The following is a 24110-nucleotide window of genomic DNA, read 5'->3' as shown; positions in this document are numbered from 1 at the left end:
TCTCAAGACTCGCCGCGCTGCATCGCCCCCATAGCCGCCAGTCAATCTACCGTGGAACACGTGAGAAGAACACCGTTCGAACTGGCCGCTATTGCAACTGCGGCGGTGCCCGGCCTGACGCCGACGGCCGCCGCGTCCGCGCCGGATGATGCTGCCGATTTCGATTCGGCGCTCCTTCTGGACTCGGAAGGCAAACGATGGCGTGTCCGATCGCCCCGCCACCCCGAAGCCAGTGCGCGCTTGGAAACCGAGTTCTTGATCCTCAGGGCATTTGCGCCGGCAATCCGGGCAGAGTTGCCCTTCCTGATGCCGACTGTAGCCGGAACGGTGCGCCAGGGCGCCCTCAGCACTTTCGTCTACGCTCACTTGGCGGGCGCGACGCGCAGCATCGAAGAGCTATCGGCCGGCCATGATGCCTTGGCCAAGGAGATCGGCGTCGCCTTGGCCGCCGTGCACGACCTGCCCCAGTCGATCGTCAACAACGCGGATCTCCCCAGCTACACCGCCAACGAATTCCGGCAGCGCAAGCTCAACGAACTGGATCAGGCCGCAACCACTGGAAAAATCCCGTCCGCCTTGCTGCGCCGGTGGGAGCATGCGCTTGAGGACGTGGCGTTGTGGCGTTTCAACCCCTGCGTGGTCCACGGCGACCTCCATGAAGACAATCTCCTCATCGACGGCGATAACGTCACAGCCCTGACGGGCTGGACCGAGCTGCGCATTGGCGACCCGGCCGATGACTTCGCGTGGCTCGTGGCCTCCAATGAGCAGACCTTCGTGGAGTCGGTACTACGGCACTACACCTCAGCCCGACGTGATGCCCCGGACAGCCACTTGCTGCGCCGTTCCGCCCTGCTCGCCGAATTCGCTTTGGCGCAATACCTCGTCAAGGCCATCGCCGCGGGCCACCAGGAAATGACCGCGGAAGCCGAAAGCATGCTCAAAGCACTCGCCGACGATATCGAACAACAGAATGCACTGGCTGCTGAAGAAGCCGCGGCCATGGCGGCCGCTTCCGTGCCGCCGCCCGGGACACCGCCTACGCAGGTTCCTCCCGTTCCTCCGGTAGCGCCGAATGCCGCGGCAACATCGACGGCTCCAAGCTCGGCCTCTACAGGGCCGGCCTCTGCATCTTCGGCTCCTTCCGGTCCTGCCGTTTCCATTGCCGTTCAAAGCGATCCGACGAAACCCGCAGTGACCGTGACAGCCATACCGGAGGCCGAAGAACCGGTCGCTTCGGCCGATCGCACTGAAGAGAAGCCGGTAATCCCTCCGGTCACGGTGGAGAGCCTGGAAGAGGACGGACCGTCCACTTCATCCGGTCCTGCCTCCGATGACGTTGACGCGAAGCCTGCCGCTGCGGGCGAACCGGACGACACCTCGACCACGGCCCTCAAAGTCGTGGACTCCGAGTATCTGCAGGAAGCAAAAGACGCATAGGAGTGGGCTCAGCCTGGGAGGACGCCCAGGCTTTTCGCGCAGGGCGCCCTCCTCTGTCAGGCGGTCGGGACTTCCTATGCAGTGCCCAGTGCCGAGGCGATGATCTCCTCCAGCTCTCCGGCGCTCCCGAGGTCGTGCGGCCGGACGACGGCGTCGTCGGCGACGTAGTAGAACGCCGCACTGACCTGGTCCAACGGAACACCCTTGAGCCGCGCCCATGCAAGGCGGTAGACGGCAAGCTGCACGGAACGCGTCTTCAGCTGCCGGCCTGCCGGACGACGTCCCGTCTTCCAGTCCACGAGCTCCCACGTACCGTCAGCCCCGCGGAAGACGGCGTCGATCCGTCCACGCACCACGACGTCGCCGATCCTGGTTTCAACGGGAACCTCCACAAAGGCCGGAGCGCGATGTGCCCACTCTGATGACCTGAACGTCGCAACCATCTCGTCCAGTCCATAGGCTTCATCGATGTGGGCGTCGGAGCCGGGCATTTCGTCGAGGTCCAGCATGCCGGTGGTCCCGAAGTACTCCTCCACCCATGAGTGGAAAGCCGTGCCTTTGCGGGCCGAGACACCGGGTTGCCGCGGCACGGGGCGCCGGAGCTGTGCCAGGACGGCGGAGGGGTCGTCCCCGAGGTCGACGAACATGGAGGCGGATATGTGTCCGGGCAGGTGAACATCCTGGACCGGCTTCCTGCGCAGTTGCCGATCCAGTAAGAGGGCTGCTTCCTCCGCCCAGCCTGCCGCGGCGCCGCGGAGGGGCTCACGACCCGACGAACCGGCGTCGACGGCGCTCCCTCCCTCCGCCGAAGCATCAAGGACCAGGGGCGAATCCGGGAGCAGCTGCTCAATGGCGGACCTGACCCGGGCGGCCGCGGCATCCATGGCGACGCGACGACCGCGGACGAGGCGGAGCCGTTCCCCTGTCCGAGGATCGCTGGGACCCTCAAGGGGATCGTAGGGGAACAGCGCGACTTCCATACCTACAGTCAACGGACTCTCCGTGGGCAGGGCGTCTTCCTCCAAGGACTGGGGGTGCACAACAGCAACCGTGCCGCCGGCAGATCCGTTGCCGGGCTCACCCGTCAGCCGTGCGAGCTCTGCGAGGAACGGCGACGTTTCCGCGATCCCTGCCCGCGATCCATTCCACGCGGCGCTGGAGGCCCACAGAACGAATTTCGCGCGTGTATACGCTACATACGCGAGTCGCCGCTCTTCGGCCTCGCCGTGGTACTGGACATCGGCTTTGAATTCCTTTTCCGCGTCCAGCCAACCTTTCTGGTCGTGCTGGTCGAGATCCCACTGGGGCAAGTCCGCGCGGTCTCCCCGGAGCGGCCAGGGCAAAGCCGCGGCGCCGCTGCTCCACCGCGAGTCCCGATTGCTCGGAAAGGCGCCCGCATTGAGCCCGGGGACGAAGACGACATCCCATTCGAGGCCCTTGGACGCGTGGACCGTCAGCAACTGCACTGCCTCGTGGTTCACCTCGGCAGCCGCCATGTCCAAACCGCCTTCTTCGGAGGCGGCCGCTTCGAGCCAACTCAGGAAGGCCAAAACGTCCACCCGCTGCGAAGTCTGAAGGAAGCCTGCCGCGGCGTCGTGGAAGGCATCAAGGTTCCGGCGGGCTTGGTGGATGCTCGTGCCTGGCTTCGCTGCGACCTCAATGTCCAACAGCATGGCCCGTTCCACTTCGCCGAGCAGCGTGCTGAGGTCATCGCCCATGAAGCCCCGGAGGTTCCGAAGTTCGGCGGACAGCCTGTGCAGGCGATCAAGGGCTGCCGGGCTCAAGGAACGGCCGTCGGCCGAAGTCCACCCAGGCCGCGGCAGGAAATCCAGTGCCTCCACGAGGCTTGCGGCATCGGTGATGTCGCTCTCCACGACAGCCGCGGCGTCGTCCTCTGCTGCCTCCTCCGTGGACAGGCCTTGGGAGCGCCGCCTCGCGAGGAAACGGGACCAGTCGCGGAACGCCATGAGGTCCGCGGGGCCGATTCGCCACCGCGCGCCGGCGAGGAGGCGCATGAGTGCGTCCGACCTGCCGGGATCGGCGAGGACCCGGAGCGCGGCCACAAGGTCGACAACCTCGGGGGTGTCCAGCAGTCCGCCAAGCCCCACAATTTCGTAGGGGATTCCTTGGACTTCGAATTCCCGCCTCAGGCATTCCATTTGTGCGCGACGACGGCACAGAACGGCCACCGTCGGCGAAACCGGCGCACCGTCAGCTGCTGTTTCATAAACCGTGCGGCGATAGCGACGGACAGCGTTGGCAATCTCCCCGGCTTCATCCTCGTCCGTGGCAAAACGGCCTATGATCACATCGCCGTGGACCGCCACCGGGCTCGGCCGCAACGCTGGTACGGTCACGGAGTCGCCGTCGGCTTTGTCCCCCGCGGCCTTACCATTCAGTGCCACCTGGTTGAGCGGCGCCGAAATGACGTTCGCCGCCGCCAGGATGTTGCGGCCGTTCCGCCAGGCGGTTGTCAGGTACGACGTCGGTGCAGTTGCCCAGTCTGGTGTTCCGGCGTGGTTGTCTACGCGGACGGGAAACTCCTGGACGAAGTGGAAGAGCTGTCCCGCCGAGGCGCCCCTGAAACCATAGATTGATTGGTTCGGGTCGCCGACCGCGGTGACGGCATGCCCTCCTCCGAACAATCTCGAAAAAAGGACCAATTGGGCATGTGACGTGTCCTGGAATTCGTCGAGGAGCACCACTTTGTAGCGCTCCTTCTCGGTAGCGGCCGCCAAGGGTATGTCCCGCGCAATCTTCGCCGCGAGCGCCACCAGGTCGCCGAAGTCAAGGACTCCGCGGTTCCTCTTTGCCTCTTGGTACCGTCCTACCATGTCCGCGACACTGGCCCGGGTCCGCAGCATGGCGCCAAGATCCCCCGCGGCTTGGGTCGGGTTCTTTTTAGCTCCGGCTTGATAGGGCAAGTCTTCGTATTCCGAAACACGATCCATCAGCCAGGCCTCAACCTCAGCCGGTTCCCGAAGGTGCTCCGCGCATTCGCCTGCCATCTGGATAACGGCGTTGACCAAGGTCGACTTGGCTGCGGTGAAGTGCTCGTAGTCGCCGTCGTAGGCTTCGACGACTTCACTGGCGAGCTGCCACGCCTGTGCACCCCCCAACAGCACAACGTCGCGTTCAATACCCAGGCGCAGGCCGTAATCCGAAACGATGCCGCTCGCATACGAGTGGTACGTGGAGACCTTCGGTTCGAGTTCGTCAGAGCCGGCAACGCCTTCCGGAAAGCCGTGCCGTCCATCGTCAGAAGCGGCGATTCGTTGAAGGGTAGCCAGTTTGGCTCGGATGCGGCTGGCCAACTCCCCTGCCGCTTTGCGCGTGAACGTGACGCCCAGGACCTCTTCAGGGCGGACCCATCCGTTGGCGACGAGCCACACCACCCGGTCGGCCATGGTCGCGGTCTTTCCCGAGCCGGCACCCGCGATCACCAGCCGAGGGGTGAGCGGCGACGAGATAATGGCCGCTTGCTCATCCGTGGGACGGTTGCGTTCGCCCAGGATATCCGCCAATTCGCCTGGGGAAAACCGTGGCGCGGGAAGCTCCCCGGGTTCGCCGACGCCATCCCCGAGGGCGAATCCTGCAAGCGTCTGGATGGTCATTCGGTAACCTGCTTTCCCCTGGCGCACAACGGGCAAATATCGGGCAGGCGGCAACCGTGGCCGCCATGCCCGCTTTTCGAAGGATCATGGCGGGCCTCGAAGCTGGCTCCCGCCATGAGGACGGCTGCTTCTGCTACCAGGTCCTGTGCCCAGTTTTGCCCCGGCTCCAAGGGGTCCTGGGCTTGAATGGCCGGGGCCTTCGACTTGGTCCCGAGCTGTGCCAGCACGGCGCCTCCGGGAACGGGCCCTTGGGGATTTGCCGGCTTGTCGACCCCTTCCGGAGGCTCGAACGCTCCGTGCAGCACGGCGGCCTGGTAAGCGCCGAGTTGCGGATGCCTCTCGAGTTCAGCCTTGCTCGGCTGGCGCTTGCCGGTCTTGAGGTCAACAATCACCAAGCGGCCTTCCGGATCGATTTCCAAGCGGTCTACTTGGCCACGCAGGACAGCATTCCGGAACTCGCTGGTCCCTTCCCGCTGGCCATTTTCGTCCGGGGCTGCCGACGAAACTGCGGCCGCCAGCGAAGCAGAAGGAACAACGGAAACCGGCGCCAAAGGAACGTCGAAATCCACTTCGACGCCGGCGAGGCTACGGCCCTCAAGCCGCATGGAAATGACGTACTGGGCCAGCTTGCGGACCATCTGCTCCGCACGTTGGAAATCGAGCCTGCCTTCCCAGTTGTCCTTCATTCCAAGGGTCGGCCATCGACGCAAGAGTTCGGCGATGTACTCGGCTCCTGAGGCGTCGGGCAGCTCTTGCGCGATGGTGTGCACCAGCGTTCCCAGGCTGCGGGCGAAGTCGGTGGCCGCTTCTCCCCCGGCCGCCTGAACGAACCAATCCAAGGGAGACTTATGCACTGTCTCAACCTTGGACGGAGAAACAAACACTGTGCCTCCCTCCGGCACGACCGGTTCGGCGCTGCTCAGGGGTGCCAGTCCCCACCAGGAATCGGGGTGCGCTCCGGGGACCGCAGGCTGGACGGTGGCGAGGTGCGCGAGGACCCGCGCAGCTTCGGTGGCCTCCGCTGCGACTGCCGGTTGCGCAAGTCCGGCGTCGTCGGGCTGGACCCGCTGGCGCAGTTCGGCAACCAAGGCACGCAACGTCATGGGCCGGTCCACGGGTGTGTAGTCGCGGCGGAACTGGCCGGATTCGAGGGGCGCCACGTAGTCAAGGAACGCCGATTGCTGCTCATCTTCGGACGAAACCGCCGTGCAGATGAGATGTTCCCTGGCACGCGAAACAGCGGCGGAAAAGCTTCGGAGCTCGTCATAGCGGATATCGCGGAGCCTGCTGAGGGCGCCGCGCTGCAGGGCATGCGCGGCTCCATGTTCCACGGCATCGGCGAACAAGGTGCTTCCAAGGAGTTCACCGCGAAGCCTCGTGTTTGGCCAGACTCCTTCTTGCAAACCGGCGACGATGACCACGGGCCATTCCCTCCCGGCAGCGCTGGCCGGCGTCATGAGCTCGACGGCATCCTCCAACTGGGCCCGCGCCGCGAGGGTATCCATGGGCAGTTCTTGACTGAGCAGGTACTCCAAAAACTGTTCCGGACCGGAACCCGGAAGCTGGGTGACATACCGCTCAGCCGTGTGGAACAGCGCCATCATGGCGTCAAGGTCACGGTCCGCACGGGCGCCGGCCGGACCGCCGTCGAGCGCCATTTCAGCCCAGCGAACCGCCAGTCCCGTGGCTTGCCACAATGCCCACAACACAGACTCCGCGTTGGCGCCGGCCTCTTCGGCTGCCGTGCGCCCGGCAGCAATCACGCGTGCCAGCCGCCGCGCGGAACTACCCTCGATGCCGAGGGAACCCAATGCCCCGGGCTCCACCAGGGCTTCCACGAGCAAAGCATCACTGGACCGCCCACCGCCACCCAGCAATTCCTCCCGGCGCAACGATTGACGGAGCCGCCGCAGCTCGATGGCCGTAGCGCCCCCGATCCTTGACGTCAGGAGGGAAACGGCCAGTTCCGGCGTCAGCTTCCCGGCATCGAGCACAACCCCGAAGACTTCCAATAACGGACGGACAGCCACTTCGTCGCGGACTGCGGAATCGGCGACCGGGACCCGGACGGGAATCCCCTGGCCGCCCAAGTAGCGTTGCAATTGCGAAAGTTGTCCGCCGTTGCGGACGATCACCGCGATATCCCCGAAGGCGCGGTTCTCCCGCAACTGCGCTTCCAGGATGCGTTGTGTGACGTAGCGCAATTCGTGGACCGCAGACGGCAGGACGTGTGCCTCCACGCGGCCCTGCCGCTGCTCAACTCCGGCAGCGTCCACGAGTGCTGCGTTATCGGGTGCCGCGTTATCGGGTGCCGCACTAACAGGAATCGGATCCAAGCGGCGGGCAAGCTGACCACCAGCCCGCTGGGAAATCCTCTCTGCCACGCCGGTCCAGGCATCGGCGAGCGCGGGAAGATGGCGGTGGGTATGGCGCAAGGGAAGCTCCAGGACTTTGCCGTCGATTCCGCCGAGGAGGGACGGCAGTTCCGCGACGAGGTCCGGACGGGCACCACGGAACCCCTGGACCACGGTGTCAGGAGAGGACGCAACCAAGACATCCTTGCCTTCCGCAATGTCCGCGAGGAGCTCGAAGACTGCCGGATTCGCTTCTTGGACATCGTCCACCAGGATCAGCTGTAGGCGGTCACGTTCAGCCGCGAGGAACTCCGGCGCATCCTGGAAAATCTGCCGTGCCGCAGTGATGATGCCGGCGGGGTCGAACGCCTCGGGCATCCTCAAGTCCAGGACGTCGCGGTATTCCGAATACAGGTCCGCCGCGGCGATCCAGTCCGGCCTCCCGCATTCGTAAGCCAGGGACCTGAGATCGTCGGCGGTACGCCCGGATTCGATGATGCGGTCAAAAAGTTGCCTGACCTCCTGCCGGAAGCCGCGCGTCGGCAGTGCCGCGGACAAATCCTTAGGCCACGGAAGCTCGAAGCCCGGCAGCTGGTGTCCTTCGAGGAGTTCTTTGATGATGAGGTCCTGTTCGGGGCCCGAGAGCAACTTCGGCGGGCGCTGCAGCGGAAGTATGCCTTCGGCCTTGGCGCGCCGGATCAGATCGAAAGCGTACGACGCCCAGGTGCGTGCCGGCGTCGTACTCAAACTGCGGTCCAGGCGGCCCGTAAAGGAATCCCGGAGCGCCGACGCCGCGTGCCTGCCTGGCGCTAGGATCAGGATCCGCTCCGGATCCACGCCGTCCCGCTGTACGCGCCTCACGGCGGTTTCCACCAGGACGGTGGACTTGCCCGTGCCTGGAGCGCCCGGTACCAGTACCGGGCCAGAACCGTGCGGGAGTTCGACGACGGCAGTTTGGTCGACCGACAGCACAGGCGCCACCTGCTTGACCTCGCGGGGCGGAAGCAACCGCAGCCTGGCCGTACCGGCCGGTGCCTGGGCTGTTGCTTGCGAAGTTTCCTGTTGCTTTTCCTGTGGAGTTACTGGGGGTGCTGCTGATCGACTCACACAGTCATTTCATCATCGGGCACTGACAATTTATGGAGCTGGCGTTCGAGTCGTTCGGAGATGGCATCGATCGCGTCGAAATCGTCGTCGCTCGGAGCCCACCGCGCAAGGGTGAGGTCAACACGCCAGCGGCCTTCGCCAGTCCGGAGATATCCGGCGTAATCACCGTGGAGGGGCGTCCCTTCCTGCACGTAGTGGCGCAATGCCTCGGCTTCGAGGCCGGGCGGAGCTTCGCCGCTCGCGCGGAGGACCCGCCACCACGCGACCGAGCTGCCGTGATGGCTCATGACGGATCCGATCTGGCGTGGTCCGCCGGAGCCAAGAAGCTCGGCGATATCCCCGTAAGCCACCGCTACACCGGGCGGCATGAGATCCACGACAGCCAAAACCGCCGTCACAAACTCCGTCCGCATCCTTCCAGCGTATCGGCATCGTGTGAGGTTCGTAGCAGCGGGAGTGTCGGGCCTTATCTTGTCCTAGGCCGCCGGTAGCGTGGTGGCATGAGCTCCTGGAACACCCTCCCCCGCGCCGCCTTCGATCTCGAAACCACTGGACGCAACTCGCGCTCCGCGAGGATCGTCACGGCGTCCATCACGGTGGTGGATGATAAGGGAGGGGTCATCAAGGAGCTCGAATGGTTGGCCGATCCTGGCGTGGAGATCCCGGAGGAAGCCAGCGAAATCCATGGAATCACCACGGCCAAGGCCCGGGCCGAAGGGCGTCCGGCCGCGGACGTCACGCGCGAAGTCGCCGCGGCCCTCCAGGAACTTTTCGACGACGCCGTCCCGGTCATCGCGTTCAATGCCAGCTACGACTTCACGGTCCTGGCAGCGGAATCCGCCCGTTACGGTGTCCCGCAGTTGACCCGGTTCCCGGTGTTGGACCCCTACGTCATGAACAAGCAAGTGGACCGCTTCCGCAAGGGGAAGAGGACCTTGACGGCCTTGTGCGAGGAATACGGCGTGACCTTGGACAACGCCCATACCTCTGCCGCTGACGCCCTTGCTACCCTGCGTGTGCTGGATGCCATGGCCGGCAAGTTCCCGAAGCTCCACATGCCTGCTTCCCAGCTCCACCACCTCCAGGTCGATTGGGCGGCGGCGCAGGCGGCGGACTTCCAGAGCTACCTCCGCCGAAGCAAGCCCACGGCTGTTATTGAGGGTGATTGGCCCGTGCTTCCGCCGCAAGACGCAAGCCGCGGCGACTTCTAGGAACGCCGTCCACGAGCCGGACATTTTCCCGCCGTCCACATGGTGGGACGTACGTCACATTGCCCGCTGGAAGCTGAAAGCAAGCTGGGCGTCAGTCATCTATTCCACGCCTGCCCATTTCGACGCTCCGGATTATGCGCGGCAAGCGGGAATCAGTGAACTTTATTCGATGTTCGAAGCTTTTCTTTCGCGAATCGTCGCCTCACAGGGGTCGAATAACGTGGTGACATAATTAAGTTTGGCGGGTCGAGTTCTGATATTGCGGCCAAAGCTGCTTCGGCCGCGTTCCCCGCCCGCCTCGCTAAGAACGTATGTTCCCCGATGAAAGTGATTTGCTTGATGAAAATCAAAGCCCTGAAGTGGTTCTCTGCTGTCCCCGTGGCCGCGGTCCTCGCTGTGTCCCTCGCGGCATGCGGCGGCGGTTCGGGCAGCGCCAGCAGCGCTTCGCCTACCGACGCCCTCCAAGGCAGCGACCAGAAGACGCTGGACAAGTACACCACCAAGGACGTCACCCCCCTCGACAAGATCGACAAGTCCAAGCTGGGCCTCATCACCGACGGAACCCTGCGCGTCGGCACCTTGTCCGACGCTCCGCCGAACATCTTCATCGATCCCTCGGGCAAGTTCACCGGTTACGACAACGAACTCCTGCGCGCCATCGGCGCCAAGCTCGGGCTGAAGGTCGAGTTCGCGTCCACCGACTTCTCCGCGCTGCTCTCCCAGGTCAAGAACAAGCAATTCGACGTCGGATCCTCCTCGATCTCCACCACGGACACGCGCCGCCAGACGGTCGGGTTCACCAACGGCTACGACTTCGGCTACATGGCCGTCGTCACCAAGACGGACTCCAAGGTCAAGGGCTTCGCGGACCTCAACTCCGGCGTACGGATCGGCGTTGTCCAAGGCACGGTCCAGGACGACTACGTCACCAACACGCTTAAGCTCGAGCCCGTCCGCTTCCCGGACTACAACACCGTGTACGCCAATGTGAAGAGCGGCCAGATTGACGCTTGGGTTGCTCCGTCCCAGCAGGCCACCGGCCAGGTCAAGGACGGCGACAACACCAAGATCGCCGAAAAGGTCGTCAACACCCAGAACTTCACTGCCTACGCCGTGAACAAGGACAACCAGGCCCTGATCGACGCACTCAACTCCGGCCTTGACGCCGTGATCGCCGACGGCACGTGGAGCAAGCTGACGGCCGAATGGTACAAGGACCGCCCGACCGCGGCTGAGCAGACCCCGCAGGGCTGGAAGCCGGGCAGCAAGGCCGTCCAGATCCCGGCCAAGTAACCCCGGCGCTCCATGGATCTCCAGGAAATCCTCAAACAACTCGGCGAAACGTTCCTCGATTGGAACGCGATGGGCGAAGTCATCCCCAAGATGTTCGCGGTCGGCTTGCCGAACACGCTTGTCCTGGCCGTCACGTCGGGTATTATCGGCACGCTCATCGGCATGGTGCTGGCCCTCATGGGGATCTCCCGGAATCCGGTCGCGCGGTGGATTGCCCGGATCTACACTGACGTCCTCCGCGGTCTCCCGGCTGTGCTCACCATCCTGGTCATCGGCCTCGGCTTCGGCCCGATCATCCGCCAACTGACAGGCTCAACCAGTCCGTACCCGTTGGCGGTTGCCGCGCTTGCCCTGATGTCGGGCGCCTATATCGGCGAGATCTTCCGCTCCGGAATCCAAAGCGTCGACAAGGGGCAGCTCGAAGCAACCCGCGCCCTCGGGTTCGGCTACGGCGCTTCCATGCGCCTCGTCGTCGTGCCCCAGGGCATCAGGCGGGTCCTGCCGGCGCTCGTGAACCAGTTCATCGCCCTGATCAAGGACTCGTCGCTCGTGTTCGTGCTTGGAGTTCTGGCCTCCGAACGGGAAGTCTTCCAGATCGGCAAGGACCTTGCCGCGACAAGCGGCAACCTGTCACCGTACGTGGCAGCTGGATTGTTCTACCTGGTCATGACGATTCCGCTCACGCATTTCGTGAACTGGTTGGACCGCCGCTTGCGGACGGGACGGCCTGAAAAGAAGGAACCGGACGAGGCCGCAGCCGTCGTCGGGAAGGGAGCCCAAGCATGAGCGAGTTCGCCTCCGGAACACTGACTGCCAAGAACATTCATTTGTCCTTCGGTTCGAACCACGTGCTGCGCGGCATTGACCTGCACGTCGAGAAGGGCACCACGGCTTCCGTGATCGGGCCCTCCGGCTCGGGCAAGTCCACGCTGCTGAGGGTCATGAACCGGCTGATCGAACCTGCAAAGGGCGACATCCTGTTGGATGGCCGTTCGGTGCTCAAGGACAACCCGGACGAGTTGCGCCGACGCATCGGCATGGTGTTCCAGCAGTTCAATTTGTTCCCGCACAAAACCGTCGCGGACAACGTGTCGTTGGCCCTGCGAAAGCTGCGGGGCATGTCCAAGGAACAGGCCCGCAGCGAGGCTTTGGCCCAATTGGACCTCGTCGGGCTCAAGCACAAAGCTGACGCCCGCCCGGCGAACCTTTCCGGCGGCCAGCAGCAACGCGTGGCCATCGCCCGAGCCTTGGCCATGAAGCCCGAGGTCATGTTCTTCGACGAAGCAACCTCCGCCTTGGACCCGGAATTGGTCAAGGGCGTACTCGCCCTCATGACGGACCTCGCACAGGGCGGCATGACGATGGTTGTGGTGACGCACGAAATGGGCTTCTCCAGGAATGTTTCGGACACCGTGACGTTCATGGACGGCGGCTTGGTGGTTGAGTCAGGATCACCCGAGCAACTCTTCACGGAACCGAGGACCGAGCGCTTGAAAGGCTTCCTTTCGGACGTGCTCTAATACTCCGAAGCGCCAAAGAAATCCCCGGTGCTCCCGGTCTTCCCTTGCGAGGGAGGACCAGGAACACCGGGGATTTTTCGCGTCCGGGGGTCCAGTTAGCTTCCGGGGATCCCGCTACTTCCCGGATTTCACGCGGATGACGGTCAGGGCGGCGTCGTCCACGTCCTTTCGGAACCCTGGATCGCTCGACGCCCGTTGCAGGACCTGCCCATACATTTCCGGTATCGCGGCCGGATCGGCACAGAGGACCATGGTTCCGCCGGCACCGATGAAATTGGTGGCCCTGTCCCCCATGCTCCATGGGGACAATTGCACGGCGTTGCACAGGTCATCGGAAACGATGACCCCACTGAAGCCGTCGTCGGCCCGCAGCATGGTTCGCATGATGGCGGGCGAAAACGGGGCGACATGGTCCGGGTCGATCTTGTCGTAGTAGGCATTCGACACCATTACCCAGCGCACGCCGCCGTCGATCGCTGTTTTGAATGGAGCCACGTACGGGTCCGTACGCGTGGTCTCGGTGTCGTGGACGTTGCCGCTGACGTCTGTGTTCAGGCTGACCCGGCCCATTCCCGGGAAGTGCTTCACTACGGGGACCACTCCGGCGTCCCTCAGTCCGGCGGCCATCGCGTTCCCATGCCCGGACACGGCCGCGGGCGTGAATCCATATTCGCGCTGGAAGGCACCGATCGGCTTGTTGGAAGGCGCAAACCCGGGGCTGGGAACAGTGTCCAACACTGGTGCAAGGTCCATATTCACGCCGGCTTGCAGCAACTGGGAACCCCACGTCCGGGCGTCGGAGCGAAGCTGCGCAGGGTCCGCATTGCCTTGCGCCAAGGCCGGCGGAATCTGCTGGAAACCGGGCCCGCTGAGCACTTGCACGGCGCCGCCTTCCTGGTCGGTGGCGACGTACAACGGGATGCCGCGGGAAGAGCTCGGAGACACTGCCGCCTTGAGCCGGTCCACGACGCCAGCCGTCGCGGCAACGCCGGCTTGGCTGCGTCCGGCGAGGTACACGTTGCCGATGTGGTTATCGAGCAGGCGGCCCACGGTGGCGGCATCGCTTCCGTCGGCCTTCGCTGCGACCATGAACAACTGGCCCACGCGCTGTTCGAGCGTCAGGGCAGCGAGTTCCTGCTCCGGCGTCTGACGCAGTGGCGGTGGCGGGTCATGCGGTGGGGCCGGAACGGCGAAAGGAGACTGCGTCCGACGGAACGGAAGCGGATCGGCTACCGTTCCGTCCGGAATCGTTCCCTTCGACGGCGCCTGCGAGGCGCTCGGGGCCCGGGAAGCAGACCCGGCCGCCGGCGTCGTGGCGACGTCCACCGAATCCGAGCGCGCGACGCCGGCAAGGGCGGCAACCGTGAAGGCCGCCAGCAGGAGCGATGCAATTTTCGAAGACGTGCTTTTCGAAGACCTACGCAGGGGAACCATCGCCTTGTTGACTCGTTCGTTGCCCACGGCCCGCTCCTTGCGCATTCACGCTGACCGCATTAACGCTTACAAGGAGCAGGCCGTCTTACCTCAGGGGAATGCCTGTGTTCAGGCAGTCGCCTCGGCTGCGGCCTTGGCCGCCGCCGGCAGTGCGTCCAGAATCCGGTTCATGGCCGCGTCGTCGTGGGCCGAGGAGAGGAACCAGGCCTCGAAGACCGACGGCGGCAAGTAGACGCCGGACTCCAGCATGGAGTGGAAGAAGGGTGCGTACCGGAAGACCTCTTGTGCCTGGGCATCCGCGTAGTTATGGACGCCATTGGCCGAGGTGCCGAACGCTACCGAGAAGAGGTTCCCTGCCCGCTGGATCGAGTGGTCCACGCCGGCGGCGTCGAGTGCCGCCGAAAGGGCCGTCGAAAGTTCCGTGGAGCGGGTATCCACGTAGCTGTACACCTCCGGAGTCGCGTGGGTCAGGGTAGCGACGCCCGCGGCCATCGCCACCGGGTTGCCGGACAGCGTCCCCGCCTGGTACACCGGCCCGAGGGGGGCAAGGTAATCCATGACGTCGGCACGGCCGCCGAGTGCCGCCGTCGGCATTCCACCGCCGATGACCTTGCCGAAGGTCAGCAGGTCCGGTACCCAGCCTTCCTGGCGACCGCTCAGGCCCCAATAGCCCGCGTAGCCGGTGCGGAAACCGGTCAGGACCTCGTCCAGGATCAACAAGGCGCCATGCTCGCGGGTGATGCGTGACAGCCCCGCATTGAAGCCCTCGTTCGGTGTCACCACACCCATGTTGGCGGGAGCTGCCTCCGTGATGACAGCGGCGATCTTGTCGCCGTGCGCTGCGAACGCGGCTTCCAAGGCGTCGAGGTCGTTGTAGGGAAGAACGAGCGTCTCGGCAGCGGCCGCCTCGGTGACACCGGCCGAACCGGGAAGAGCCATGGTGGCCAGGCCCGAGCCGGCGGAGGCCAGAAGACCGTCGAGGTGGCCGTGGTAGCAACCGGCGAACTTGACGATGAGGTTGCGTCCCGTGAAGCCGCGGGCGAGGCGGACTGCCGTCATGGTGGCTTCGGTGCCGGTGGATACCATGCGGATGCGTTCGACGGCGGAGACCCGCTCCTTCACGATCGCGGCGAGGTTCGCCTCGTCCGGAGTGGAAGCCCCGAAGGACAATCCACGGTCGACGGCGGCGTGGACCGCTTCCAGGACCGCCGGGTGGGCGTGGCCGAGCAGGGCCGGTCCCCAAGAGCAGACGAGGTCCACGTACTGGCGTCCATCGGCATCGGTCAAGTACGGGCCCTGGGCGGAAACCATGAACTTCGGGGTACCGCCCACGGAGCCGAAGGCACGTACCGGCGAGTTGACGCCGCCGGGCATCAGGGTCCGGGCGCGGTCGAACAGCTGGTCGGAAACAGGGGTGTGTGAAGTCATGGTGTCCATTCTTTCAGGGATTGTGGCAGGCTCAGGCCGCGGCAAGGAGCTCCGCTACACGCGGGGCGACCTCCGTGCCGAAGAGTTCGATGCAGCGCATCATGGATTCGTGGGGCAGCGTCCCGTTGCTGTACTTAAGGTCGAATCGGTCGACGCGGAGGTTTTCCTTCAGCCGTACGATCTTCCGGGCAACGGTCTCCGGAGAGCCGACGTAGAGCGCACCTTCCGGACCGCACATGGCGTCGAATTCGCCCCGGCTCGCCGGGCCCCAGCCGCGCTCCGCGCCGATCCGGTTGCGCTGGGCGAGCCAATGCCGGAAGAGCTCCTCGCGGGCTTCCTCGTCGCTCGGCGCGACGTGGCCCGGTGAATGCGTGGCGATCTGCTGCATGGGGTGACCGTATTTGCCCATCGCTTCGCGGTAAAGCCCGACGAGCGGGGCAAAACGTCGCGGTTCTCCGCCGATGATGGCAAAAATGATCGGATAGCCGTACTCGGCACAGCGCAACACGGATTCAGGAGTGCCGCCAACGCCGATCCACGTGGGCAACAGGTGGTTTTCCAACTGCGGGAAGACACTCAGGCCGTGCACGTTCGGCCGGGTCCTGCCCTCCCAATGCACGGGTTGCTGGGCGCGGACCTTGTCGAACAGATCCAGTTTCTCTTCGAAAAGGAGCTCGTAGTCGGCGAGGTCAAGGCCGAACAGCGGGAAGGATTCCACGAAGGAGCCGCGTCCCAGCATCACTTCGGCGCGGCCGTTGGAGAGCGCGTCGACGGTGGAAAAACGTTGGAATACCCGGATGGGGTCGTCGGAACTGAGCACCGTCACGGCGGAACCGAGCCGGATGCGGGAGGTCCGGGCCGCAGCCGCGGCGAGGAACACTTCCGGGGCCGAGACCGCGAAGTCGCGACGGTGATGCTCGCCCACGCCAAACGCGTGAAGTCCGACGGCGTCCGCCAACTCGGCTTGTGCGAGCAGCTCCCGCAGCACCCGGGCGTGCGGTTTCGGGTTGCCTTCGGCGTCCACCCCCGCATCACCGAAAGTATTCAACCCGAGGAGGATCTCTCCCGGACCCACCGGAGCAGTGGGCCCGGAAACCGAGGTAGTCATCAGGATTCCCTGAGCCAGCCGGCGAGCTCGGAGGCCCAGTACGTCAGCACCATGTCCGCACCGGCGCGCTTGATGCCTAGGACGGATTCGGTGATGGCGCCGCGGCGGTCGATCCACCCGTTCGCGGCGGCCGCTTCGATCATGGCGTACTCTCCGGAGATTTGGTAAGCGGCAACGGGAACGGGGCTCATGTCCGCGACGTCGGCCAGGATGTCGAGGTAGCTCATGGCCGGCTTGACCATCACCATGTCGGCGCCTTCCTCAAGGTCAAGTTCGACCTCGATGATGGCCTCACGCCGGTTGGCCGCATCCATCTGGTAGGTCCGGCGGTCGCCCTTGAGCTGGGAGTCGACGGCTTCGCGGAACGGACCGTAAAACGCGGAGGCGTACTTTGCCGCGTAGGCGAGGACCGCCGTGTTCTTGTGTCCCGCCACTTCAAGTGCCTGGCGGATCACGGCGATCTGGCCGTCCATCATCCCGGAGGGGCCAAGGACATGGGCGCCGGCGTCGGCTTGGGCCACCGCCATTTGCGCGTAGATTTCCAGGGTCGCGTCGTTGTCTACGTAACCGTTGGCGTCGAGGACCCCGCAATGGCCGTGGTCGGTGAACTCGTCCAGGCACACATCGCCCATGACCACGAGGTCGTCGCCAACCTCTGCGCGGACATCGCGGATCGCTTTGTTGAGGACGCCGTCGGGATCGAGCGATGCCGTGCCCCGGGCGTCGCGGACAGCGGGAACGCCAAACAGCATGATGCTGCTGACTCCCAGCTCCACGGCTTCCGCGGCGGCGCGCTTGAGCGAATCCGTGGTGTGCTGCACGACGCCGGGCATGGACGTGATGGGTGCGGGCTCGGTGATTCCTTCACGGATGAAGGCGGGCAGGATGAGGTCCGCGGGCGCGAGCCGGTGTTCGGCGGTCATCCGGCGCATGGCAGGGGTAGTGCGGAGCCGGCGCGGCCGGTGGTTGGGAAAACTCAACTTTCGTTCCCTTCGGTGTCGAATACGGTACGGAGGGCGGTCACTATCCCTGCAGGCGTCGGCTCTTTGGCCGTCGCCGCGACAGGCAGGCCAAGCGCGGCAGCCTCTGCCGCCGTCGAACGCCCGATCGCAATGAAGCGGCACTCCCGCAGGGGCGCCAGTGACTCGTGGATGCGGCGGGCAGCGCTCGGCGAGGCGGCGACGACGGCGTGGAGCCGGCCGCTGGAAATATCGCCCCGGGCGGCTGCCGGGGTGAGTTCGGGGGCTTCGTTCAGTTCCCCGGCTTGCCAGCCGTTCGCCGCGACGAGCGCGGCAGTGAGCCGGCGTGCGGGATCCGCCGGGTAGTCGACGGTGTGGTAGGCCGTCACCACCTGGACTTCCGCTCCTTTGGCACTGATCCCGGCTGCCAACGCGGAGTCGGCGATGTCCGCTTGGGGCAAGAGAACGGTGGCTGTTCCTGACGGCCAGACGGCCACCAGTCCAGCGGCGGACTGCACGTCCTCGGGTGCGAGGTCCACGGCGACACCTTCGGCCTCCAGGACCCTTCGGCTGGATGGACCGATCGTCGCCACGCGGACCGTTTCGGGAATCAGGTCCCTCAGCTCCACGCGCCGCTCGGTCGCCAGTTCCTTCAGCGCCCGTACCGTGGTGATGCTGCTGACCACCAGCCAAGCAAAGGCCCCTGCGCGCAATGCGTCGAGGGCGACTTCGAGGGAATGCTGGTCACGGGCGCGCTCGAAGTCGATCAACGGGAGGAGCAACGGTTCGGCGCCGGCCTCCTTCAAGGCCGCCACGAGCGACGCAGCCCGGTCAGGACTGCGTGTGATGAGGATCCGGGCGCCCTCGAGCGCCCGGGCCTCTCCTGGCTTGGCTGCGCTGTGCCGTCCCATGGTCTCCTGTTGGCCCTGTTCCACTGCCAGTTCAGGAAGCGGCAAGGTCGGTGATTTCCGCCGCCCCCGCCGCGAGCAGGAGTTCGGCAACTTCGATGCCCAGCAGCGTCGCACCGACCTCGGTGAGCCCGTCCGTCGCTTTCTTCTCGCGAACGGTCTTGGTTCCGTCAACTGCGCAGACAATGGCTTCGAGGTGCAGCATGCTGCCCTTCCGGTAGGCGTAGGCGCCCACAGGCGCGGCGCAACCGGCCTCAAGCCGTGCGAGGACGGCCCGTTCGGCAGTGACGGCCAAGCGCGTGTCTTCGTCGTTCAGGGCGGCGAGTGCCTGGGCGAGCGCGCCGGCCGGACCCGGTTGGCCGGGAGCGTCGGCTGTCCGGCACTCGATCGCGAGCGATCCTTGGCCCGGAGCAGGAAGCATGACGTCGGTCTCGAAGAATTCCGTCACGACGTCAAGCCTGTTGATCCGTTCCAGCCCCGCTGCGGCGAGGACGACGGCGTCAAGGTCGCCGCTCTTTCCGGGAACCAGTGCCTCCGGTGCGTTGCCGGCGAGGCCGGGAACGCGTCCGAGCCGGGTGTCCACGTTTCCGCGGATGTCCACGACGTCCAGGTCCGGCCGGGCGGCGCGCAACTGCGCCGCGCGGCGCGGGGAGCCGGTACCGACCTTCGCTCCTTCCGGAAGGTCTGCCAGCTTCAGCCCGTCGCGTGCGCACAGGACATCCCTGACATCCACGCGCTTGGGCGTCGCCCCGATGGTGAGGCCGGGAGCCGCCCCCGTCGGGAGGTCCTTCAGGGAGTGCACCGCGGCATCGCATACATCAGCCAGGAGCGCCTCCCGGAGGGCGGCAACGAACACGCCGGTGCCGCCCATCTGGGAAAGCGAGCCGGTCCGGACGTCGCCTTCGGTCTTGATGTGTACAAGTTCCACGGAGAAGCCCCCGACGGCGGCCAACTGGTCCGCGGCCTGCTGGCTCTGTGTGAGCGCGAGTTTGCTCGCGCGTGTCCCGATCCGGACGGTCATTTCGCCCCTTCTCCCACGGGGTAAGGGTCATGGCCCGTGCCGATGGTGGTATCCGCACCCGCAATGGTTGGCTTTTCGCCGCGGAAGTTGGCACAGCAGCCCGGACGGCAGACGTCGTACCACGGGCCGAGGCTGGTCGTAGCGGGGCGGTCGGCAATGTTGTTGGCGACCGTCCGTTCGCACACGAGGTCCACGAGGCCGGACACGAATTTGCGGTGTGTGCCGGGGGTAGGAACGCGGGTCGCGGCGATGCCCAGGTTCGTGCAGGTTTCCAGGGCCTCTGTATCGAGGTCCCAAGCCACTTCCATGTGGTCCGAGACGAAGCCGAGGGGAACGATCACGATGCCCTTGATCCCCTGCCCGGCAAGCTCTTCGATGGCGTCGTTGATGTCGGGCTCAAGCCACGGAACATGCGGCGCGCCCGAGCGGGACTGGTAGACAAGGGACCACGGAGCCGTGAGTCCGGATTCGGCCTGGACGCGCTGGATGACCTCTGTGGCGGCAGCGAGGTGCTGGGCCACGTAGGCCGAGCCTTCCTCGAACTCCCGGGGTTCCCCTTCGGACCGTCCGGCAGCTTCGGCGTCGCGCGTCGGGATGGAGTGCGTGGCGAAAAGGATCTGGATCGGAGCGTCCTCGAGGCCGGCCGCGGCCAGCTTCTCCCGCACTTCGACGAGCCCGGCAGCAGTGCCTTCCACGAACGGCTCCACGAAGCCCGGGTGGTCGAAGTACTGGCGGACCTTGTCCACCTCAAGCTTGCCGTCCAGGCCGGTCTCCGTCAGGGCCATGCCGATGTCCTCGCGGTACTGGCGGCAGCTGGAGTAGCAGGAGTAGGCGCTCGTGGTGACCATCAGCAGTTTGCGGTGGCCGGCGTCGTACGCGTCCTGGAGCGTCTGCGGAATGTAGGGATCCCAGTTACGGTTGCCCCACAACACCGGAAGGTCGATGCCGCGGGACGCGAGCTCGGCCTCAAGCGAAGCTTTGAGGTCCCTGTTTTGCTGGTTGATGGGGCTGATGCCGCCGAAAGCGCGGTAGTGGTGCGATACCTCTTCGAGGCGTTCATCCGGGATTCCGCGGCCACGGGTGACGTTCCGCAGGAAGGGGATGACGTCTTCCTGTCCTTCGGGTCCGCCGAAAGACGCAAGCAGGATGGCGTCGTAGTCTTTGGGAGCCATGCGTCCGGCCTCGGTAACATCGTTCACTTCGGTGAGGCTCGCCGGCCCGCTGGCGTGGCGGCCACTCATGCGAGGACCTCGGCAATCTCTGCGGCGTCGATGCGGCGGCCGGTGTAGAACGGGATTTCCTCGCGGACGTGGTTGCGGGCGTCGGTTGCGCGCAGGTGGCGCATGAGGTCCACCAAGTCGACGAGTTCGGGAGCTTCGAGGCCGAGGATCCATTCCCAGTCGCCCAGCGCGAAGGAGGAAACGGTGTTGGAGATGACCTGCGGGAAGTCACGGCCCAGCATGCCGTGGTCGCGGAGCATCTTGCCGCGCTCTTCGGCGGGCAGCATGTACCACTCATAGGAACGGACGAACGGGTAGACGCAGAGCCACGTGCTGGGCTGGACGCCGCGGGCGTAGGCGGGGACGTGGTTCTTGGCGAATTCGGCTTCGCGGTGCACACCCATGGCGGACCAGACGATCTCGGTGCCGCCGAAGAGGGCGCTGCGGCGGATGTCCCGGACGGCCTGCTGCAGGTTCTCGGCCCGGGCTCCGTGGAGCCACACCATGACGTCGGCGTCGGAACGCATCGCGGAGACGTCGTAGCTTCCCCGCAGGACGACGCCGTCCGCTGCAAGCTTTTCGGTCAGTTGCTCAAATTCCTGGACAGCGTCGGCGCTGCGCGGAACCTCGCCCGACCGCTTGAAGACGGTCCACAGCGTGAAGAACTGCTCCTCGGTTTCGGCAGTTTTAGTGACAGATTCGGCGAAAGTGTGGCTCATGGTACAAGTTTGCCCCGTCGATGCCCCTAAGTCGAAATAAAGATCTTCTACAGCACGTAGAAGTGCTTTATTTCACAATGTTGCGCCGATCTGAGCCCGGGTATCCGCAACCACGGCAGCCAAGCCGTTTCCGGCCAGCCAGCCCCCAACAACGGTCAAGCCCTCCGCCCCGGCACAAATCCGCCGAACTTCGGCAACCCGTTGTTTGTGACCGACAGCCGCGAACGGCAAAGCACCCGCCCACCGGACAACGTCCCAATCGAGGACATCTTCGCGGGCGATCGGCACTGTCAGCAACGTCGAAGCATCCCGTAGCGCCGCCGCAAACAATGCGTCGTCATCGAGCGCGGCCACCGATTCCGGGGCACCCTCGCCTTCGCCACGCCCATATGACAAGCGCAACACATGGGTGCCGGGCCCGGCTTCTTCGGCCAGCCAGTCCCATTTAGCGGTGGCGTGGGTGAGCGCCTTCGCTTCGATGCCGGCGGTTTGCGGCGCCACGAGTATGCCCGTGCCCCGGGGCCGACGGTCCAGTTCGGGAACATCAACCACCAGGGTCACGAGGCTTACCAAAGGGCCAGCGGCAGGCCGCAGGCCTGAAAGCCCGGGAACCGAGGACTCAAGTAGCCCGACGGCGGTCGGACCTTCGAGCGCAACTACGAGCCGTCCGGCGTCGTACGCTTCATCCCCGGCCATGACGCGCCACTCCTTGCCGGAGCGCGTGATGGAATCCACCCTGGCACCAGGTCGAAGAACAACACCCAAGGATCGCAACTCAGCCACGAGGGCGGTCACGAGTGTGTTCATGCCGCCCTTCAAGCCCCCGACGGCGGATCCGGCTTTCGCGGTCGCCGCACCGTTGGAGGCCTGGGCAGCCGGAGCCGGAGCCGTCTTGCGCTGATTCGCCACGGCCGCGGCCAACGAACCATGCTTGCGCAATCCCGCACGCAACCCGGGCGCCACCATGTCGACGTCAAGCAGGCCGGGATCAGCCGAGTGCACTCCTCCGACCACGGGCGACACAAGCCGCTCAAGCACGCGCTTGCCCATCCGCGAGCGGACCAACGCGGAGACACTCGTCAGCTCTGCCGAGGTGCCCACGGAGGCGGGCAGGAAGCGGTCGAGCGATGCCCGCAAGGACCCGGCGAGGCCGAGCGAGCGCCGCACTTCGGGGTCCCAGGGATTGGCGGGGATGCCGAGGACGCCGGTCTTGGGAAGCTCCTGCGCGCCGTCGGGCAACTGCACCCAGGCGCCTCCGGGGCGGGGTGAGACTATGTTGTTCCCCAGCCCCAGTTCGCGGGCGAGGTCAGCTACCGCGGTGGACCGGGTAGCAAAGGACTCGGCACCGCTATCGAGCCCAAGACCGCCAACGGTATGCTTCCCGACGCACCCGCCCCAAGCGTTGCTTGCCTCCAGCACCGTGACGCGCTCGCCGAGCTTCGCCAAAGAGCGGGCGGCGAGAAGTCCGGAAATTCCTCCGCCAACAACCAGTGCCTGCAGGGGCGCCGTTTTATCGCGCATGCCCGTTACCCCACGGGGATCGAGTGGATGAGTTCCACAACCCGGGTCAGGACAGCCGGATCGGTTTCGGGGGGAACGCCATGGCCCAGGTTCACCACGTGGCCGGGCGCGACTGAGCCAGCGGCGATCACGCCCCGGACGTGGGCTTCCAGGATCTCCCAAGGAGCAGACAAGAGGGCGGGGTCGATATTCCCTTGAAGCGGCACGCTGCCGCCAAGCCGCCGGTTCGCTTCGTCCAGCGGCAGCCGGTAATCCACGCCCACAACGTCAACGCCCACGTCGCGCATGGCGACGAGCAACTCGGAGGTTCCGGTCCCGAAATGAACCAGGGGCGCGCCCAAGTGGCGGACGTGGTCAAGCGCGCGGCTAGACGCCGGGGCGACGTACTTCGAGTAGTCGTTCAGGCCGAGGGATCCGGCCCACGAGTCGAACAGCTGAGCTGCGGATGCACCGGCTTCGAGCTGGGCTTGGAGGAACATGCCCGAAGCGTCCGCGGCCCAGTTGGCCAGGGCCGTCCAAGTATCCGTATCGGCGTGCATCATGGTGCGGGGGCCGAGGTGGTCGCGGGACGGCTTGCCTTCAACCATGTACGCGGCGAGGGTGAACGGCGCGCCGGCGAAACCGATCAACGGGGTGGTGCCGAGTTCGGCGACCGTCAGGCGGACGGCCTCGCGAATGGGTTCGAGGGCTTCCCAGCTCAGTTTCGGCAGGGCTGCGATGTCCTCAGCCGTCCGGATCGGCTTGTCCAGGACAGGCCCGACGCCGGGAACGATGTCAACGCCGACACCGGCCAGCTTGAGCGGGATGACGATGTCGGAAAAGAAGATGGCGGCATCGACGTCGTGGCGGCGGACGGGCTGCAGCGTGATTTCCGATGCGAGTTCGGGACGAAGGCACGAATCGAGCATCGCGATGCCCTCGCGGACCTTGAGGTACTCCGGGAGCGATCGGCCCGCCTGCCGCATGAACCATACAGGACGCCGCGAAGGTGCCCCGCCGCGGTATGCCTGGATAAGCGGGGAGTCCGCAGTGCGGCCATCCATCAGCGGGTGGTTCTCGCCGAGGCCGGAAACGGCAGTGCCGGCTACGTCTTGGGCAGGTGCGGAGGGGGCCGGCACGGAGTTGACCGACACGGACGGCGGCAGTGCGGAGCTGGAAGTCATGCCTTCGATTGTGCCGAAAATCGGGGGCAAAAGATAACGACAGCTTGTCCTGTTCCACCGGGGATTCGCCCGAAGTGACGCGGGTCACTC

At 65.4% G+C, this 24110-nt stretch carries 18 protein-coding genes; 5 read left to right on the top strand and 13 right to left on the bottom strand.

Going from position 1 to position 24110, the window contains the following annotated elements; all coding sequences use genetic code 11:
* The first annotated feature begins 60 nt into the window (after positions 1–60).
* Positions 61–1440 carry a macrolide 2'-phosphotransferase gene (locus E1809_RS16585; protein ID WP_133205349.1) on the top strand — a complete coding sequence of 460 codons (1380 nt, stop codon included), beginning with the start codon at positions 61–63 and terminating at the stop codon, positions 1438–1440.
* Between the two features lie 74 nt (positions 1441–1514).
* Here E1809_RS16585 and E1809_RS16580 read toward each other — a convergent pair whose 3' ends face one another.
* The 3 genes from E1809_RS16580 to E1809_RS16570 form a co-directional block, all read right to left on the bottom strand.
* A complete protein-coding gene (locus tag E1809_RS16580; protein WP_133205348.1) occupies positions 1515–5054 on the bottom strand; it encodes an ATP-dependent helicase in 3540 nt (1179 codons plus the stop codon).
* Positions 5051–8422 (bottom strand): ATP-dependent helicase, encoded by a 3372-nt coding sequence (locus E1809_RS16575; RefSeq protein WP_235835651.1) that lies wholly within the window; start codon positions 8420–8422, stop codon positions 5051–5053. Before E1809_RS16575 ends, E1809_RS16580 begins: the two co-directional genes overlap by 4 nt.
* A gap of 89 nt (positions 8423–8511) precedes the next feature.
* Positions 8512–8928, bottom strand: coding sequence for an MGMT family protein (locus E1809_RS16570; RefSeq protein WP_133205346.1), 417 nt, complete (start codon positions 8926–8928; stop codon positions 8512–8514).
* Positions 8929–9015: 87 nt separating this feature from the next.
* Here E1809_RS16570 and E1809_RS16565 point away from each other — a divergent pair, with 87 nt between their 5' ends.
* From E1809_RS16565 to E1809_RS16550, 4 genes are all read left to right on the top strand, one after another.
* Positions 9016–9726: a 3'-5' exonuclease gene (locus E1809_RS16565; RefSeq protein WP_133205345.1), complete on the top strand. Its 711-nt coding sequence runs from the start codon at positions 9016–9018 to the stop codon at positions 9724–9726.
* Between the two features lie 339 nt (positions 9727–10065).
* Entirely contained in the window at positions 10066–11019 is a 954-nt protein-coding gene (locus E1809_RS16560; RefSeq protein WP_133205344.1) for an ABC transporter substrate-binding protein, read from the top strand.
* 12 nt (positions 11020–11031) lie between these two features.
* Positions 11032–11805: an amino acid ABC transporter permease gene (locus tag E1809_RS16555; RefSeq protein WP_133205343.1), complete on the top strand. Its 774-nt coding sequence runs from the start codon at positions 11032–11034 to the stop codon at positions 11803–11805.
* Complete coding sequence (locus E1809_RS16550; protein ID WP_133205342.1) at positions 11802–12539, top strand: amino acid ABC transporter ATP-binding protein; 738 nt, start codon at positions 11802–11804, stop codon at positions 12537–12539. The genes E1809_RS16555 and E1809_RS16550 overlap by 4 nt, the downstream gene beginning before the upstream one ends.
* Before the next feature lie 114 nt (positions 12540–12653).
* On the opposite strand, the gene E1809_RS16545 is transcribed toward E1809_RS16550, so the two are convergent.
* The 10 genes from E1809_RS16545 to hemE form a co-directional block, all read right to left on the bottom strand.
* Positions 12654–14000 carry a glycoside hydrolase family 3 N-terminal domain-containing protein gene (locus E1809_RS16545; RefSeq protein WP_235835644.1) on the bottom strand — a complete coding sequence of 449 codons (1347 nt, stop codon included), beginning with the start codon at positions 13998–14000 and terminating at the stop codon, positions 12654–12656.
* 81 nt (positions 14001–14081) lie between these two features.
* Positions 14082–15401, bottom strand: coding sequence for a glutamate-1-semialdehyde 2,1-aminomutase (gene hemL / locus E1809_RS16540; protein WP_133205341.1), 1320 nt, complete (start codon positions 15399–15401; stop codon positions 14082–14084).
* 31 nt (positions 15402–15432) lie between these two features.
* Complete coding sequence (locus E1809_RS16535) at positions 15433–16509, bottom strand: LLM class flavin-dependent oxidoreductase (protein WP_133205340.1); 1077 nt, start codon at positions 16507–16509, stop codon at positions 15433–15435.
* Positions 16509–17489 (bottom strand): porphobilinogen synthase, encoded by a 981-nt coding sequence (gene hemB, locus E1809_RS16530; protein WP_133205339.1) that lies wholly within the window; start codon positions 17487–17489, stop codon positions 16509–16511. The genes E1809_RS16535 and hemB overlap by 1 nt, the downstream gene beginning before the upstream one ends.
* Positions 17486–18424 (bottom strand): uroporphyrinogen-III synthase, encoded by a 939-nt coding sequence (locus E1809_RS16525; protein ID WP_308166966.1) that lies wholly within the window; start codon positions 18422–18424, stop codon positions 17486–17488. The genes hemB and E1809_RS16525 overlap by 4 nt, the downstream gene beginning before the upstream one ends.
* A complete protein-coding gene (hemC, locus tag E1809_RS16520; RefSeq protein WP_133205338.1) occupies positions 18411–19397 on the bottom strand; it encodes a hydroxymethylbilane synthase in 987 nt (328 codons plus the stop codon). Before hemC ends, E1809_RS16525 begins: the two co-directional genes overlap by 14 nt.
* A complete protein-coding gene (locus E1809_RS16515; protein ID WP_133205337.1) occupies positions 19394–20638 on the bottom strand; it encodes a ferrochelatase in 1245 nt (414 codons plus the stop codon). Before E1809_RS16515 ends, hemC begins: the two co-directional genes overlap by 4 nt.
* Positions 20635–21336: a hydrogen peroxide-dependent heme synthase gene (hemQ, locus tag E1809_RS16510; protein WP_133205336.1), complete on the bottom strand. Its 702-nt coding sequence runs from the start codon at positions 21334–21336 to the stop codon at positions 20635–20637. The genes E1809_RS16515 and hemQ overlap by 4 nt, the downstream gene beginning before the upstream one ends.
* A 72-nt stretch (positions 21337–21408) precedes the next feature.
* On the bottom strand, positions 21409–22857 hold the full coding sequence (gene hemG / locus E1809_RS16505; protein ID WP_133205335.1) for a protoporphyrinogen oxidase: 1449 nt from the start codon (positions 22855–22857) through the stop codon (positions 21409–21411).
* 5 nt (positions 22858–22862) lie between these two features.
* Complete coding sequence (hemE, locus tag E1809_RS16500) at positions 22863–24020, bottom strand: uroporphyrinogen decarboxylase (RefSeq protein ID WP_133205334.1); 1158 nt, start codon at positions 24018–24020, stop codon at positions 22863–22865.
* Positions 24021–24110: the final 90 nt, after the last annotated feature.

It is taken from the genome of Arthrobacter terricola (assembly GCF_004354015.1).
GTDB lineage: Bacteria > Actinomycetota > Actinomycetes > Actinomycetales > Micrococcaceae > Arthrobacter > Arthrobacter terricola.
Note: the sequence above shows the minus strand (reverse complement) of the source record. Positions and strands in the feature narration are given on the sequence as shown.